Below are 14,432 nucleotides of genomic sequence, written 5' to 3'. Positions count from 1 at the left end.
GTTATCCCTTCGGCAGCCCGAGTAGTCGCTCGGCGATGATGTTGCGCTGCACCTCCGAGGTTCCGCCGTAGATGGTGGCGGCGAGCGCGTCCTGGCGTTCGAACAGCAGATCAGGGTCGCCGGCCGAGCCCGGTCCTTCGGCGGCGGCGGCGAGTTCCCAAACCCGTTGCAAGGTAACCGATCCGAGTAGTTTCATGATGTCGGCTTCCGGGCTGTTGCGGCCTGCCAGCTCGTTGCCCAGCGCACGGTATCCGGTGGCCCGCAACGCTTCGGCATCGGCAAGCAGCGACCCGAGTTCGGCGCACAGGCCCTGGTCGTCGGCGCCGGCCTTGCGCACCGCGTCGAGTCCGCGCTTGATTTCGACCCAGTTCATGATCCAGATCATCTGGCGCTCGTGGTGCAGCGACGACAGCGCGACGTTCCAGCCGCCGTTGACCGGGCCCAGCAGGTTCTCCACCGGGATCTCGACGTCGTCGAGGAAGACTTCGCAGAACGTCTCATCGGAGATCGACGACATCCGGATGGGTTCGATGCGCACACCGGGGGAGTGCAGGTCGAGGATCAGGCACGAGATGCCACGGTGCTTGGGCGCATCCGGATCGGTGCGGGCATACAGCGTGCACCACCGTGATTCGTGGGCCTGGGTGGTCCAGATCTTGTGGCCGTTGACCCGGAAGACGTCTGCGTCCCGATCGGCGCGGGTGCGCAGTCCGGCGAAATCCGATCCGGCTTCCGGTTCGGACATGCCCAGCGCCCACCATTCGTCGCCGCGCAGCAGGGGCACCAGCAGGCGCTCGATCTGGGCGGGTGTGCCGAACTGGCGAATGCCGGGTGCGGCGACGCCTGGCCCTTGAATGTTGGGCAGTTTGGGCGCCGACCGCAGCGCGCCCTCGATGCGTATCTCCATCGCGTCGCGCAGGCCCAGCGATCGTCCGCCATGCTCGCGCGGCCAGGTCGGCTGGATCCACCCGGCCTCGAACGCGGCCCGTTGGTGGTCGCGGCGCAGCGGGATATCCCAGCGATACCGGCGGTAGTTCTCGTAGTAGTCGTCGGGCAGGAACGCGGCTAACCAGTCGACGTACTCGGCGACGACCTCGGATGGAGTCGTCACGCCGCGCCTCCGGCGACGAAGCGGCAGCCCACCTGGTGGTAGAGCGCGCGACTGTCTCCCAGCTGCGCCGCACCCTGCCAGGCATGCCGGACATAGAGGTGGGCGTCGTGCTCCCAGGTCTGTCCGAGTGCGCCGTGCACCTGGACGGCGGTGCGGGCACAGTTGGCCGCGGCATCACCGGCCGCCGCCTTGGCCAGTGCCGCGGCCGTCCAGGCGTCCGCGGGTGCGGTGTTCGCCGCGGCGAGGCGGGCGGCGGCGGCGTAGGTGAGGCTGCGGGCGCGCTCGACGCCGACATAGTTGTCGGCCAGCGCGTGCTTGATGCCCTGAAACGCCCCGATCGGCGTGCCGAACTGACGGCGTGACTTCGCGTGCTCGACGGACAGGTGCAAGGCGGCGCCGGCGGTCCCGACCAGATCGGCCGCGACGGCCACCATCGGTGCGGTCAGCGCCGACTCGAGGTCGACGGGCGCCGAGGCCACGGGTTCGGCGTCGATCTCGACGTCGGCGACCGGGTGCGCGGGGTCGGTGGATTCGCCCGCGGTGATCGTCATGCCCTCCCCGGCGCGCACCACCACGGCGACATGGCCGTCGAGGGATTTGGCCAGCGTGACGAACAGCTCTGCCCGGGCCGCGTCGGGGACCGCGACCGCCCGGCCGCGCACCCGTCCGCCGCGCAGTGTCATCGGTGGTCCGGGCAGCCGAGATCCCTTGGCGTGCACCGCCAGGGTGGCGACGACGCCGCCGGCGATGTCGGTGAGGAACTTGTCCAGACCACAGGCCCGCAAGACGCCGGCGGCCAAACCGACGCTGCTGAGCAACGGAATTGGGGTCAACGCGGCACCGCACTCCTCGAGCACCAGTGCCTGCTCGACGGGTCCGAAGTCACCGCCTGCGGGTGCGGCGAGTTCGGTCCAGCCCAAGTCGACTACGGTCTTCCACAGAGCGCGCCAGCGCTCCGGGTCCGTCAGGGCCTGCCGGGCGGCATCGGGAGGACATTCGGTACGCAAAACGTCGCGCACGGTGTCGCGCAGCGACAGCTGATCCGAAGTCAGTCCGACATCCATAAGACCCCTAACATAATAAAGATAGTAAACTAGCCGCGCTGTTGCAATCGGCACGAGCATAGGTGGCGCATGGTCGAGTGGTATCTGTTCCTGCCGCAGGTGCGGTTGTCGGTGGGCGACATCACGCAACGGGCGCGCGCCGCTGAAGCCAGTGGCTTCGACGGAATGGCGTTCATCGACCACCTCGAGGCTCCCGGGTTGCCGAGCGAAAGCATTTGGGAGGCAATGGCCGTCGCTACCTGGGTGGCGGCCAATACCGAGCGGCTGCGGGTCGGACATCTGGTGCTGTGCGACGCCTTTCGGCATCCCGCCGTGCTCGCCAAGCAAGCCGTCACCCTGTCGGACGCATCGGGCGGCCGCTTCGACCTGGGCCTCGGTTCGGGATCCTGGCCTTCCGAGTTCACCAGATTCGATGTCGGTCAGCAGGATCCGGTGGCCCGCGTTGCGCAGCTTGGCCGTCACTTGGTCCTGATCAGGCAGTACTGGGGCGACGGTGCCGACGACGGCGTGGCTCAGTTACCCAAGCGCAGCCATCCGATACCGCTGGTTCTGGGTGGCAGCGGGCCTCGCATGATGGAACTTGTTCGCAATCATGCGGATTGGTGGAACCTGCAGGCCGACCACATCGACCGGTTGGCCAAGTTGGCCCCGTCGGCGGGAAGCGCCCGGATCTCGGTGCAGCAGATGATCGGGTTCGCCCACTCCGGTGCCGATCCCGAGACCGTGCGCGAGGTCAGCACCCGGCGCTTCGGCGTGCTCGGGGCGGGTCTGGTGTGCGGCGACGCCGACGATCTGATCCGGCATTTCGCGGGCCTGGCCGCCCAGGGCGTCGAGCGCTTCTATGTGTGGTTCGCGGATTTCGCGAAGCCGGACTCGCTGCACCAGTTCGGCGAAACGGTGATCAAGCCGTTCCCTGACGGCGGCGGCGGGCTTCGTTAGGAACGACCGGCGGCCGGGCGTACGGACCGCGCTGCACCGCGGAAAGCCGGATCTCCGGCAGATCCACCGACGGGTCCACGGTGTCCAGCCAGGCGACCGCCTCGGCGACATCGGAGATCTGAATCGCGAACATCTCGAAGGGAACGTCCTGCAGCATCTCGGTTTCCACCGGGCCCGGTGTCACGATGTGCACGGCGATGCCGTCGCGGTCGACTTCGAGCGCCAGGGCGCGGGCGAACGCGTTCATGCCGGCTTTCGACGCGGAGTAGGCGGTGCGGGCCATCATCGGCTCGTGCGCGGCCGACGACGAGATGAAGACGAAGCGGGACCCGGGGCGCATCCGCGCCAGCACCGCGGCGGTCACCACGAAACACGAATCCAGGTTGGCCGAGATGATGGCCTGCCACTGCTGGAAGGTCTGCTTGCGCGCATACGTTCCACCGAGCGTGCCGGCGGCGTGAACGACCAGGTCGATCGTCTCCAAACTGCTTATCGCAGTGCTAAATCCGTCCGGATCGGATGCGTCGGCCACGATGTGACGGGCCCCGATCTCCTCGGCCGCCGCGCGTAACGGGCCCTCGCGCCGGGCCACCAGGACCACGTCGTAACCGAGTTCGGCAAGCTTGCGCCCGCAGCCCTTTCCGATCCCGCCGCTGCCGCCGGTGACCAACGCGGTTCGCATAGGGGGACTTAGGACTGCCGGAGATCGCGCGGGCGCGACCCCGAACGAGAAAGAGACTGCGGCGACAGGGCGTAGATCCGTTGGCTGGGCCGACCGGCCAGCACATAGGTCTGCGTATCGGCGAGGTGACGTCCCGCGATGCGCCGAGCCCGGTCGACGTCGCCTTCGGCAATCGTCTCGGCGAGCTTGACGTGTGTATTGAGAACCGCACGCCGCTGGGTCAGCGAGGGGTAGGTGCCGCGCGCCGCGCTCTCGTCTGCCCATTGACGCTCGTGGCTGCTCCACAGCGTCTCCAGGCTGCCGACGACCGCGATGATGGTGTGATTTCCGCAGCCCTGCACGATGAGATCGTGGAACTGACGGCCGATTTCGGTGAACAGTCGCCCGTCGTCGAGGTGCTCGGCCATGGAATCGTTGACCTGCTTGAGTTCTGGCACCAGGGTGTCCGCCCGGTCCGGACGCTGAGCCGCCAGCGCGGCGCACGCGGGCTCCAGCTCCTGCAACGCCATGCCCAGGTCGGCGACCTGAACGGACTCGCTCTGCAGCAACAGCCCGAGCATGTAGGCCGCGCTGGTCTTGGCCGGCGCATGCACGACGGCGCCGCCGCGGTTACCGCGGCGCACCGACACCAGACCCTCGGTCTCCAGGATGCGCAGCGCTTCGCGCAGCGAGACCAGGCTGACGTTGAACTGTTCGACCAGTACTTCCTGGCGCGGCAGGAGATCGCCGTCGGCCAGCTCGCCGTCGATGATTTGCCGGCGCAGTTCGTCGGCTACGATTTCGGCGATCCTCGGCGCCGACAACCGGCGACGGGCATCGGGCCCAATTCCCAGGGTGGTCATCCATTCCTCGCAGGAGCAGCGTCAGAGCGGCGAACCCGCACTCAGCTGGCTTAGCTATTTTAGCAGTAATGATATAAATAGCATCTCTGGTCGCGTGTCGATCGGAAGGGCGGATGCAATTGAGCCAGGGGTCTGACGACCGTCCGACACCGCTGCGCGAGCTGCGGGTGGTCGAGATCAGCGACCGGATAGCTGGCAGCTACTGCGGCAAGTTGCTGGTCGATGCCGGTGCATCGGTGCGCAAAATCGAACCGCCGCAAGGCGATTGGCTGCGGCGTTATACGGCGTCGGGCTCGCCGGTGCCCGCCGACCGGCCGTCGCCGTTCTACAGTTATCTCAACGCCGGCAAGCAGAGCATGACGTTTGCGCCCGGCTCGCAGCGATTGCGTGCCGAATTGGCCGCGGCCGACGTGATCATCCTCACCGCCGGCCCGTCGCGTGCCGCAGCGCTGGGTATCGATCCGCGCCGGCTGCTCGCGGATGCGCCGCAAGCGGTCGTCGTCACGATCTCCGACTTCGGCTGGACCGGACCATATGCCGACCGGCCCGCCAGCGAGTTCACCCTGCAGGCCTGGGCCGGCTCGCCCGGTTTCCGCGGCGATCCGGCCGGGCCCCCGATCTCGATCGGCGGCGACCTGGGGGAGTACATGGGCGGTGTGTTCGCCGCGTTCGGTGCGCTGGCCGTGCGTCGTCGCGTCGAGCACGGCGGTCCCGGTGAGCATCTCGATCTCTCGATGCTCGAGGCGATGACGTTGATGCAGAGCAGCGAATGGCTGCATTCGCAGTTGCTGCGGGTGCCCCCGATCAGCCGCACCACCGAAGTCCCGTCGATCGAACCGGCCAAGGACGGCTACGTCGGGATCACCATGGTGACCGGTCAGCAATGGCTCGACTTCCTGGCGATGGTGGAATGCCCGCAGCTGGAAGAGATTGAGCAGCTGCGTTTTCAGATCGGCCGGTGGGGCTATCGCGACCTGATCCGCGAGCAGATCGGCCCGTGGCTGGCCGAACGCACCGTCGCGGAGATCGTCGAGCTCGGCCAGCTGTTCCGGCTGCCGATCGCGGCACTGGGCAACGGCGCCACGATCCGCGACACGGAGTACGCGACCGAACGCGGGGTATTCCAACCCAATCCCGCCGGCTTTCATCAGCCCCGCCCGCCGTGGCTGATGTCGGCGTGCGCGGCGGCTCCGGTGGGCGAGACCGCCCCTTTGGGCGCCGACAACGACGAGCCACCTTGGCGCACAAGCAAACAGGAGCGCGCGCTGGCGCGCGGCGCTAGGCCATTGGAGGGTGTGCGGATCCTGGACCTGACCGCGTTCTGGGCCGGGCCGGCGGCAACCCACCTGCTGGCGGCGTTCGGGGCCGAGGTGATCAAGGTCGAGTCGATCCAGCGTCCCGACGGCATTCGGTACTCCGGCGGGATGCGCAAAGACGTGGACGACTGGTGGGAGTACGGCTGGGTGTTCCACGCGATGAACACCAACAAGCGTTCGGTCACATTGGATTTGGGCTCCGAAGAGGGACGGCTTCTGTTCAAGAAACTGGCGGCCGGCGCCGACGTCGTGATCGAGAACTTCTCACCGCGCGTGATGGACCAGTTCGGACTGACCGCCGACGTGCTGCTCGAAGTCAATCCCAAACTCGTCGTCGCCCGGATGCCCGCGTTCGGTCTGGACGGCCCGTGGCGCGACCGGGTCGGATTCGCCCCCACGATGGAGCAGCTCGCCGGGCTGGCCTGGGTGACCGGCCTGCCGGATGCCCCGCCGGTGACGCCGCGCGGCGCCTGCGATCCGCTGGCCGGGGTGCACGCCGCCTTCGCCGTACTGGCCGCGCTGAACTTCACCGAACGCACCGGAACGGGTCAGCAGCTGGAGCTGCCGATGCTCGAGACGGTGCTCAACGCCGCCGCGATCCAGGCGATCGAGTACGAGGTATACGGAAAGACGCTGAGCCGCAACGGCAATCGTGGTTTCGGGGGGCTGATCCAAAACCTCTACCGGTGTACCGGAGACGACGATTGGATCGCGGTCACCGTGCGCGACGACCAGCAGTGGGCCGCGCTCGTCGCTGTGATGGGGCAACCGGCCTGGTGTGACGAATCTCTGGACACCGCCGCCGGACGACGCGAGCGCGCCGACGACATCGACGACCGACTGCGGCAGTGGTTTGCCGGGCAGCCCCTGGGGCCGACGGTGGAGTGGCTGGCGAGCGCGGGTGTGCCTGCGGCGCCGGTGATCTCGCCGTCGCTGGTGACCGAGAACCCCCAACTGCGCGACCGGGGCTTTTTCGAAGAGTTGCAGCATTCGAGCATCGGGTCAGCGGAGTATCCGTGCCCGCCGTTCGCGTCGCTTGCCGGGCAGGATCGGTGGCTGCTTCGCCCACCGCCGACCCTCGGCGAGCACAATGCAGAAGTACTGCGCGATCGGTGCGGGCTGACCGACGAGGAACTGGCGAACCTCGCTGCCGGCGGGGTGATCGGAACCCGCCCGAAGGGCCTATAAGGAGGAAACTGATGCGCGTGACCGTCGACGAGACCCTGTGTGAGGCGAACGGATTCTGTGAATCGCTCGCCGGGGACATCTTCGAACTGGGCGACGAGGACGTGGTGCAGATCGCGGACGGTCCGGTGCCGCCGGATCGCGAGATCGACGTGCGCGCCGCCGTGGAGCAATGCCCCAAGGCCGCTTTGCGCTTGCAGGAGGACTGACTCAGCGCTGGGTCAGCGAGATCGGCATCTCGTCGAAGATCGACATATTGGTGGTCAGGTTCGGATACGACACGGTGGCCGGCCCGATTTCGATGCGATCGCAGCGCAGCAGCAGTTCGTCGAGCACGGCCCGAAGTTCGGCGCGCGCCAGCATCGCGCCCAGGCAGTGGTGGGGCCCGCCGCCGCCGAACGCGACATGCGGGTTGGGTTGCCGCCCGATGTCGAAGGTGAACGGCGACTCGAAGACCTCCTCGTCGCGATTGGCAGAACGCAGCATCGACACCACCCGGTCGCCCGCGGGGATGTGCTGACCGTCCATCTCCACGTCGACCTTCGCGGTGCGGGTCCAATACGCCACCGGGGAGGCCCAGCGCAGCACCTCCTCGACGGCGCCGGGCCGCACCGCTTCGTCCGCGCGATAGCGTTCGATCTGCTCGGGGTCGGCGACGAACGCCTGCAGCCCCATGGCCAGCGCGTTCTTGGTGGTGTCACTGCCGGCGAACGCGAGCACGAAGAAGAAGAACTCCAGCTCGTTTTCGGGCAGACGGAATTCCTCGCCGTCGTCGCCGGTGATCACCGCGGTCGCCAGCGTGCTCCAGATGTCGTCGGTCGGGTTGCCGCGCTTGTCCGCGGTGAGGTCCATCGCGTATGCGAAGACCGATCCGAAGAGCTCGAGCTCTACCTGCCCACTCGGGCCTGCCTCGGGTGCGAGCGCCTTCAGGATGCGGTCGAAGATGTCGAAGATCCGCGGCCGGTCTTCGTCCGGGATGCCGATGATGTCGCCGATCACCGTCATCGGCAACGCGTCGGCTACATCTTCGATCCAGTCCCCACCGCCCTTGGCGAGCAGCGCGTCGATCATCTGCGCCGCTCGCGCCCGGATGCCGGCCTCCAGCTTGGCGATCGCGCGTGGATTGAAGGCGTTGGAGATGAGTTTGCGGCGCTTGTTCAGGTCCGGCGGGTCCAGCGTGATGATCGTCGGGGACGACGAGAACAGGGCGACCGGCTGGATGAGCGGGCCGTCGGCGGCGGTGAACGATTCGGTGTCGCGGTGCAGGCGGACCGCATGCCGGTGCTTGGTCGCGACCCAGAATTGGCGCTTGACCGTGTCGGCGACACCGGGTGTCAGTTCGTGCCGGAAAAGGGGTCTGGCGTGCCGTAAATCGGCGAACAACTCGTCGGGAAAACCGTTACGCCACAGGGCGAAATCGGATAGGTCCACTGCAGCAGCAGTCATGCGCAACCCCGCTCGCTCTCCTAACGTGCGGCACCCTGCCTGGTGCCGCGTTGACGTTCAATGCTTAAGATAGTAAAAATAGACTCTAGTCGTCGAAGCGCGGTGAGGTAAGAGCGGCCCGGCCGCGTGGGAAACGGAGTTCTCGTGACGCATACGATTTCGGAGCAAGACCCGTCGGAACGCGAGTTCGGACAGTCCGGCATTGCGCTGTCCACCTATCGATTCCCGACCGGGTGGTTCATCGTCGCCTTCGCCAGCGACGTCAAGCCTGGTGACGTCAAGCGTCTGCACTACTTCGGTGAGGAGCTGGTGCTGTTCCGCACCGCCTCCGGCAAGGTCAATGTGCTGGACGCCTACTGTCAGCACCTCGGCGCCAACATGGGCGTCGGCGGCACCGTCGACAACGAGAACATCGTCTGCCCCTGGCACGGCTGGCAATGGCGCGGCGACGGCAGCAACGCGCTGATTCCATACAGCAAGATCGGCTGTAAGAACAACGTGCGCATCCGCACCTATCCGACCATGGAGTGGTACGGCTTCATCCTGGTCTGGCACGAGCGTCACGGCAGGGCGCCGTACTGGCAGCCGCCGGCGCTGCCCGAATTGGAGACCGGCGAGTACTACCCCCTGCACCCGCACAGCCGGATGCTCAATCGGGTCAAGGTGCACGCGCAGATGATCATCGAGAACGCGGCCGACCCGTATCACGTGCAGTACGTGCACAAGGCCGCCAACCCGGCCAACACCGCCTCGTTCGAGGTGGCGGGCTATCACCTGCACGCCACCGTCAACGCTCACTTCGGTGGGGGCCGGGCCAAGACGTGGCTGACCCCCAACGGGCCGGTCGACGCCAAGATCATCTACGACAACTATTCGTTGGGACTGGGGCTCGTCCGCTTCCCGAGTGACCTGGTGGCCACCATCGAGGTCACCGGGCAGACGCCGGTCGATGAAGACTACACCGACTACTTCTACACGCAGGCTTCCGTCCGCGAACCCGGCGACACGGGTGACAAGCCCACCGGCCGGGCCGCGAAATTCCTTGCGCTGCAACAAGAAGTCATCAAACAGGACTTCTTCACCTGGGAGAACATGAAGTACCTGGAGAAGCCGAACCTGGCTCCCGAGGAGGCACGCGACTACGCGGCACTGCGGCGCTGGGCGCACCGCTTCTACCCGGACGCCGAGCCGTCGCCTGACGACTTCGGGTACACCGCCGGCGGCGAGCCCGACCCGGCGGCCGCGAAAGCCTAAGTGATGCATTCGGTTCGGAGTAAGCCCCTGGGGCCCTCCGATTTCGGCGCGCAGCGGTTCAGCGTTGCGGACGTGTTGGATCGGCGGGCCGAGCAGTACCCGGATCGAGTGATGATGTCGATCGCCGGGACCGAGGTGACGTTCGAGCAGATGCGGCAGCGCGCGTGCGCGGCGGCGAACATGCTCAGCGAATTGGGAGTGGGCCGCGGTGACGGGGTGGCGTTGTTCACCGGAACCTGCCCCGAATGGGTGTATTTCTGGTTGGGCGCGGCCCGCATCGGCGCGGTGAGTGCGGCGGTCAACGCCGCGAACAAGGGAGACTTTCTGCTGCACACCCTGCAGTTGGCGCGGCCCAAGGTGATTCTCACCGACGCCGAGCGCCGTGCCCGCGTCGATGAGGTTGCCGACCGGCTGGACACGGTGACCAACGTTGTGGTGCAGGATGATTCGCTTCAGGAGGCTGTGGACGCCGGAGCTGTCCGCTGCGCGGACAACCCGGCACGGGAGGGGGACGTGGGGGCGTTGTTCTACACGTCGGGCACCACCGGACCGTCGAAAGCCGTTGCCACGAGCTGGCATTACCTGTTCTCGGTGGCTGCGACCGTTGCGGCGGCCTGGGAGTTGCGAGCGGGGGAGGCGTTGTGGACGGCGATGCCGTTGTTTCACTTGAGCGCGGCTCCCAGCGTGCTGGCCCCGATGCTGGTGGGCGCGACGACCGTGTTGGCGCAGTCGTTCCATCCTGCTCAGGTGTGGGATGACATCCGCGCCCATGACGCGGTCGGCTTTGCCGGAGCCGGCGCGATGGTGTCGATGCTGTACAACCAGCCCGCGGAGCCCAGCGATGCGGAGTTGCCACTGCGGTTCATCTCCGCCGCGCCGATCGACGCCGGCTGCTACCGCGACATCGAAAAGCGTTACGGCTGCCGCATTGTGACGATGTACGGGATGACCGAGGCCTTCCCGATCGCGGTCAAGGGCGTGGCCGACGAGGGTGTGCCGGGGACATCGGGGCGGCCCAATCCCAACTTCGACGTGCGCATTGTCGACGGCGACGGGAACCCGCTGCCCGCCGGGGTCGTCGGCGAGATCGCCTGCCGGCCCCGGCACCCGCACGTGATGAGCGAGGGCTACCTAGGCCGGGACGCTCGGGTGGATCCGCACCCGGAATGGTTTCGCACCGGTGATCTCGGCCGGCTCGACGCCGATCAGAACCTGACGTATGTGGACCGGATCAAGGATTCGCTGCGCAGGCGCGGCGAGAACATCTCCTCGGTCGAAGTGGAGCGCGTCGTGATGGGCCACCCCGCGGTCGCCGAGGCGGCAGCGATCGGGGTGCCCAGCGAATTAGGCGAGGACGACATCCTGGTCGTGGTCGCGCTGCGGCCGGACGCGGTGCTGGATTGTGCCGAGTTGCTCGACTTCTGCGCCGACCGGATGCCCTACTTCTGCGTGCCCCGGTACGTCGAGGAGGTCAACGAACTCCCGAAGAACGTTATCGGGCGCGTGCGTAAAGATTTATTGCGAGCCAAAGGTTTGACTTCGGGGGTCTGGGATCGGGAAGAATACGGATATATTGTTAAGCGGTAAGTAAAGTCCATGTTACGTGGTGCGTTTCTTTTTCCTTCGGGGAGAGGCTGGCGAGTAGAAATGACATTGTCCTACCAGCAGGAACAGTTCTTGCACGCCGCGACCGGCCGCGATGCGATCTTGAATTTGAACGCCCGGCACAATCGCGCATACTCCGACGGTGACCGCGATAGCTGGATCGCGACGTTTCGTCATTCCGGTGCCAGCTTCGTCCGCGACGGCGAACTGTTCGCCGACCTGCGTCTGGCCTTCGACGGGGGCGAAGGACAACGGTTGGTGACCATCGATCACGAGATCGCGGTCGACGGTGTCCACGCGATGCAGCGTTGTGTCGCGGTGCTGTTCTCGGCCGCTTTCGGCGATACCACGCTGCGCGCCACCGGGACATACCGGGATGAGCTGATCTACGAGCGCGGCGGCTGGTATTACACCTCGCGCAATCTCTCCTGGGATCTGGTGCCGAGCCGGCACCCGCTTGTCATGTAAGCGGCACCGATACGTGGATTCGGATCTCAGCTACCAATTGGCCTTCGGCACATACGAAGACGCGCTGCGGATGGTTGGCGCGGCAAGCGAACCGCGGACCGCGGTGAATCCGGTCAGCGGTGCCCGTATTCAGTTGTATGCCTCGATGATTCACGACGGCAACCGGTCGTACTGGGATCCGGAATTCGCCCGGCAGCAGTGGGGCGGCCTGCTGGCCCCGCCGGGTCTGTTGATGGGATGGCTGATACCCCCGCCATGGGAGCCCGGCGGCCGGCGCCCGGCCGCGTCGCTGATCTTGCGAGTGCCGTTGCCGGGCACCACGTTCATCAATGCCGCCAACGACGTCGAGTTCACCGAACCCATTGTCGAGGGTGACGTGCTCACCAGTATCGAAGAACTGGTGTCGGTATCACCGGAGAAGCAGACCCGGCTGGGTACCGGCCATTTCATCGAGACGTTGGAGACCTATCGCCGGCAGGACGGAACGGTCGTTGCCCGATCGCGAAATACGTTGTTCCGCTTCACCCCGGCGAACCCGGCATGACCGATCTGGACTGGAACGAGATCACGGTTCCCGCGGAGTTGCCGGAGGTGGTCGACGAGATCAGCTACCAGCGGGTGGTGGAGAACGCCGGCGCGACGTGGGACTATTTTCCCGGCCACTTCGATCACGAATATGCCCAACGGCAAGGCAATCCAACGATTTACCTCAACACCATGCATCTCGCCGGGTTCGCCGACCGCGTCGCGACCGATTGGGCCGGGCCGAGCAGCCGGGTCGTGCGCCGCTCGCTGCGGCTGGCCGGTTCGATCTACGCGGGTGACACGATGATCGGGCGGGGCCGGGCGGTGGCCAAGCGGCTGGACACTTCGGTGGACCCACCGCGCCGGCTGGTCGACATCACGATCGATGTGACCAACCAACACGGCGTCCTGTGCTGCCCGGTCGAGCTCACGTTGCAGATGCCCCAATGCGGTTGATTATCAACCGGTTAACGGCGGCAGTTGCCCTTTGCACACCAGCGTCTGAAGCTCGACGTACTCGTGCAGGCCCTCTGGGCCGAATTCGCGTCCGATTCCCGACTGCTTGAAACCGCCGAACGGGGCGCCGATATCGAGGGTGTACATGTTGATGCCGTACGTGCCGGTGCGCACACCGGCGGCGACCTCGAGGCCGTGCGCGATGTCGGACGTCCACACCGAACCGGCCAATCCGTAGTCGGTCTCATTGGCGATCCGGATGGCGTCGGCCTCGTCGCGGTAGCGCAGCACCGTCAGGACCGGGCCGAAGATCTCCTCGCGGGCGATGCGCATGTCATTGGTGGCATCGGCGAATAGCGTTGGCTGCACATACCATCCGCGATCGGACGGGCTGGCTTCGCCGCCCAGTACGATGCGTGCGCCCTCGCTTTGCCCCGACTTGATGTAATCCTGGACCCGGCGTTGTTGACGTTGGGCGACCAGCGGGCCGATATCGGTGGCCTCGTCGGCCGGGTCGCCGACCGTCAGCGACGACATCATGCCGGCCAGGGCGTCGACGACGTCGTCGTGACGTTTGTCGCTGACCAGGATGCGGGTTTGGGCGACGCAGGCCTGCCCGTTGTTCATCAGGCCGGCCGACTTCAGCCCGGCGACGGTCTTGTCGATGTCCGCGTCGTCGAGGATGATGGCCGCGGACTTACCGCCCAGCTCGAGACTCACGCGCTTGAGCTGCTCGCCGCACAAGGCTGCGATGCGGCGCCCGACCGCGCTGGAACCGGTGAACGCGATCTTGTCCACGCCGGGGTGGCGCACCAGCGCCTCGCCGATGTCGGGTCCGCCGGGCAGCACCGACACCACACCTTCGGGCAGGTCCAGCTGCTCGATCATTTCGGCCAACCACAAAGCGTCCAGGGGTGTTTCGGGTGCGGGCTTGATGATGACCGTGCATCCCGCGATCAAGGCCGGGATCAACTTGGGCATGATCAGGAATTGCGGCACGTTCCACGGCACGATCGCGCCGACCACCCCGACCGGAGCCCTGCGCAGGTGCACCTCGCCGAGAACGCCCTGGCGCCGTTCCGTCCAGGGGAAGTCGCGGGCGGCGGCCAGCGTGAGGTGGATCAGCGCCGCCGCCGCCGCACCCTGACCCATCCGGCTGAAGGCGCGCGGCGACCCCATCTCGTCGGTGATCAGATCGGCCATCTCGTCGACGTGGCCGGCATAGATCGCGGCGAGCTCTTCGACCTTGGCCATCCGTTCGGCGTGGGCCATGCGTGGCCACGGGCCGTGATCGAAAGCCTGTCGCGCGGCGGCCACCGCGGCGTCGAGGTCCTCGGGTCCCGCCACCTGTACGTGCCCGACCGGCTCCTCGGTATGCGGCGAAATCACGGCGAGCTGTTGCGGATTGGCGGGCTTGCGCCACTGCCCTCCGATGAACAGTTCGGCGTAGGTCCGATGGTCGGATTTTTCTGTCATCGGGGCACTTCCTTGGGCCGGGGATGAGGTCGTGGCCGTAACTTCGCTATTGACGCTAACATA

General features: G+C 66.6%; 13 protein-coding genes and 2 pseudogenes. 8 read left to right on the top strand and 7 right to left on the bottom strand.

All coding sequences use genetic code 11. The annotated features are described in order from the left end of the window. Position 1: 1 nt before the first annotated feature. The 3 genes and pseudogenes from AC5Y5O_RS15545 to AC5Y5O_RS15535 form a co-directional block, all read right to left on the bottom strand. Positions 2 to 421, bottom strand: a pseudogene (locus AC5Y5O_RS15545) (acyl-CoA dehydrogenase family protein); the annotation flags it as partial. A 57-nt stretch (positions 422 to 478) separates the two neighbouring features. After that, positions 479 to 1,111, bottom strand: a pseudogene (locus tag AC5Y5O_RS15540) (acyl-CoA dehydrogenase family protein); the annotation flags it as partial. Beyond that, positions 1,108 to 2,175: an acyl-CoA dehydrogenase family protein gene (locus AC5Y5O_RS15535; protein WP_096289446.1), complete on the bottom strand. Its 1,068-nt coding sequence runs from the start codon at positions 2,173 to 2,175 to the stop codon at positions 1,108 to 1,110. The pseudogene AC5Y5O_RS15540 and the gene AC5Y5O_RS15535, both read right to left, overlap by 4 nt. A 69-nt stretch (positions 2,176 to 2,244) precedes the next feature. Between AC5Y5O_RS15535 and AC5Y5O_RS15530 the strand changes: the two genes are divergently transcribed. After that, the gene (locus AC5Y5O_RS15530) at positions 2,245 to 3,114 is read left to right on the top strand and encodes an LLM class flavin-dependent oxidoreductase (RefSeq protein WP_096289445.1); all 870 of its coding nucleotides are present in this window, start codon (positions 2,245 to 2,247) and stop codon (positions 3,112 to 3,114) included. Here AC5Y5O_RS15530 and AC5Y5O_RS15525 read toward each other — a convergent pair. Beyond that, positions 3,077 to 3,796: an SDR family oxidoreductase gene (locus tag AC5Y5O_RS15525; protein ID WP_096289444.1), complete on the bottom strand. Its 720-nt coding sequence runs from the start codon at positions 3,794 to 3,796 to the stop codon at positions 3,077 to 3,079. The two genes, AC5Y5O_RS15530 and AC5Y5O_RS15525, sit on opposite strands and share 38 nt — an antisense overlap. Positions 3,797 to 3,804: 8 nt before the next feature. Further along, positions 3,805 to 4,638 carry a FadR/GntR family transcriptional regulator gene (locus tag AC5Y5O_RS15520; protein ID WP_096289443.1) on the bottom strand — a complete coding sequence of 278 codons (834 nt, stop codon included), beginning with the start codon at positions 4,636 to 4,638 and terminating at the stop codon, positions 3,805 to 3,807. Positions 4,639 to 4,751: 113 nt separating this feature from the next. Between AC5Y5O_RS15520 and AC5Y5O_RS15515 the strand changes: the two genes are divergently transcribed. After that, entirely contained in the window at positions 4,752 to 7,142 is a 2,391-nt protein-coding gene (locus AC5Y5O_RS15515; RefSeq protein ID WP_500025676.1) for a CaiB/BaiF CoA-transferase family protein, read from the top strand. A gap of 11 nt (positions 7,143 to 7,153) precedes the next feature. Then, entirely contained in the window at positions 7,154 to 7,348 is a 195-nt protein-coding gene (locus tag AC5Y5O_RS15510; RefSeq protein ID WP_096289441.1) for a ferredoxin, read from the top strand. 1 nt (position 7,349) lies between these two features. Here the strand turns inward: AC5Y5O_RS15510 and AC5Y5O_RS15505 are convergent, their stop codons facing one another. Beyond that, the gene (locus AC5Y5O_RS15505; RefSeq protein WP_096289440.1) at positions 7,350 to 8,585 is read right to left on the bottom strand and encodes a cytochrome P450; all 1,236 of its coding nucleotides are present in this window, start codon (positions 8,583 to 8,585) and stop codon (positions 7,350 to 7,352) included. Positions 8,586 to 8,729: 144 nt separating this feature from the next. On the opposite strand from AC5Y5O_RS15505, the gene AC5Y5O_RS15500 reads away from it, so the two are divergent. The 5 genes from AC5Y5O_RS15500 to AC5Y5O_RS15480 all read left to right on the top strand — a co-directional run bounded on the left by AC5Y5O_RS15500 (position 8,730) and on the right by AC5Y5O_RS15480 (position 12,893). After that, on the top strand, positions 8,730 to 9,839 hold the full coding sequence (locus AC5Y5O_RS15500; protein WP_096291281.1) for a Rieske 2Fe-2S domain-containing protein: 1,110 nt from the start codon (positions 8,730 to 8,732) through the stop codon (positions 9,837 to 9,839). A 3-nt stretch (positions 9,840 to 9,842) separates the two neighbouring features. Beyond that, on the top strand, positions 9,843 to 11,426 hold the full coding sequence (locus AC5Y5O_RS15495; protein ID WP_096291280.1) for an AMP-binding protein: 1,584 nt from the start codon (positions 9,843 to 9,845) through the stop codon (positions 11,424 to 11,426). Between the two features lie 60 nt (positions 11,427 to 11,486). After that, entirely contained in the window at positions 11,487 to 11,912 is a 426-nt protein-coding gene (locus AC5Y5O_RS15490; RefSeq protein ID WP_096289439.1) for a nuclear transport factor 2 family protein, read from the top strand. A 70-nt stretch (positions 11,913 to 11,982) separates the two neighbouring features. Continuing rightward, on the top strand, positions 11,983 to 12,456 hold the full coding sequence (locus AC5Y5O_RS15485) for an FAS1-like dehydratase domain-containing protein (protein WP_096291279.1): 474 nt from the start codon (positions 11,983 to 11,985) through the stop codon (positions 12,454 to 12,456). Further along, positions 12,453 to 12,893, top strand: a complete 441-nt coding sequence (locus tag AC5Y5O_RS15480) for a MaoC family dehydratase (RefSeq protein ID WP_096289438.1) — start codon at positions 12,453 to 12,455, stop codon at positions 12,891 to 12,893. Before AC5Y5O_RS15485 ends, AC5Y5O_RS15480 begins: the two co-directional genes overlap by 4 nt. A gap of 3 nt (positions 12,894 to 12,896) precedes the next feature. Here the strand turns inward: AC5Y5O_RS15480 and AC5Y5O_RS15475 are convergent, their stop codons facing one another. Then, on the bottom strand, positions 12,897 to 14,369 hold the full coding sequence (locus AC5Y5O_RS15475) for an aldehyde dehydrogenase (RefSeq protein ID WP_096289437.1): 1,473 nt from the start codon (positions 14,367 to 14,369) through the stop codon (positions 12,897 to 12,899). Between the last annotated feature and the right edge of the window lie 63 nt (positions 14,370 to 14,432).

This window comes from Mycobacterium sp. NGS40 (assembly GCF_059812735.1).
Note: the sequence above shows the minus strand (reverse complement) of the source record. Positions and strands in the feature narration are given on the sequence as shown.

Excerpts from the sequence above, each read along its gene's own strand:
- AC5Y5O_RS15535 (WP_096289446.1), bottom strand. The coding sequence starts at position 2,175 with ATGGATGTCGGACTGACTTCGGATCAGCTGTCGCTGCGCGACACCGTG.
- AC5Y5O_RS15530 (WP_096289445.1), top strand. The coding sequence starts at position 2,245 with ATGGTCGAGTGGTATCTGTTCCTGCCGCAGGTGCGGTTGTCGGTGGGC.
- AC5Y5O_RS15525 (WP_096289444.1), bottom strand. The coding sequence starts at position 3,796 with ATGCGAACCGCGTTGGTCACCGGCGGCAGCGGCGGGATCGGAAAGGGC.
- AC5Y5O_RS15520 (WP_096289443.1), bottom strand. The coding sequence starts at position 4,638 with ATGACCACCCTGGGAATTGGGCCCGATGCCCGTCGCCGGTTGTCGGCG.
- AC5Y5O_RS15515 (WP_500025676.1), top strand. The coding sequence starts at position 4,752 with ATGCAATTGAGCCAGGGGTCTGACGACCGTCCGACACCGCTGCGCGAG.
- AC5Y5O_RS15510 (WP_096289441.1), top strand. The coding sequence starts at position 7,154 with ATGCGCGTGACCGTCGACGAGACCCTGTGTGAGGCGAACGGATTCTGT.
- AC5Y5O_RS15505 (WP_096289440.1), bottom strand. The coding sequence starts at position 8,585 with ATGACTGCTGCTGCAGTGGACCTATCCGATTTCGCCCTGTGGCGTAAC.
- AC5Y5O_RS15495 (WP_096291280.1), top strand. The coding sequence starts at position 9,843 with ATGCATTCGGTTCGGAGTAAGCCCCTGGGGCCCTCCGATTTCGGCGCG.
- AC5Y5O_RS15490 (WP_096289439.1), top strand. The coding sequence starts at position 11,487 with ATGACATTGTCCTACCAGCAGGAACAGTTCTTGCACGCCGCGACCGGC.
- AC5Y5O_RS15485 (WP_096291279.1), top strand. The coding sequence starts at position 11,983 with ATGGTTGGCGCGGCAAGCGAACCGCGGACCGCGGTGAATCCGGTCAGC.
- AC5Y5O_RS15480 (WP_096289438.1), top strand. The coding sequence starts at position 12,453 with ATGACCGATCTGGACTGGAACGAGATCACGGTTCCCGCGGAGTTGCCG.
- AC5Y5O_RS15475 (WP_096289437.1), bottom strand. The coding sequence starts at position 14,369 with ATGACAGAAAAATCCGACCATCGGACCTACGCCGAACTGTTCATCGGA.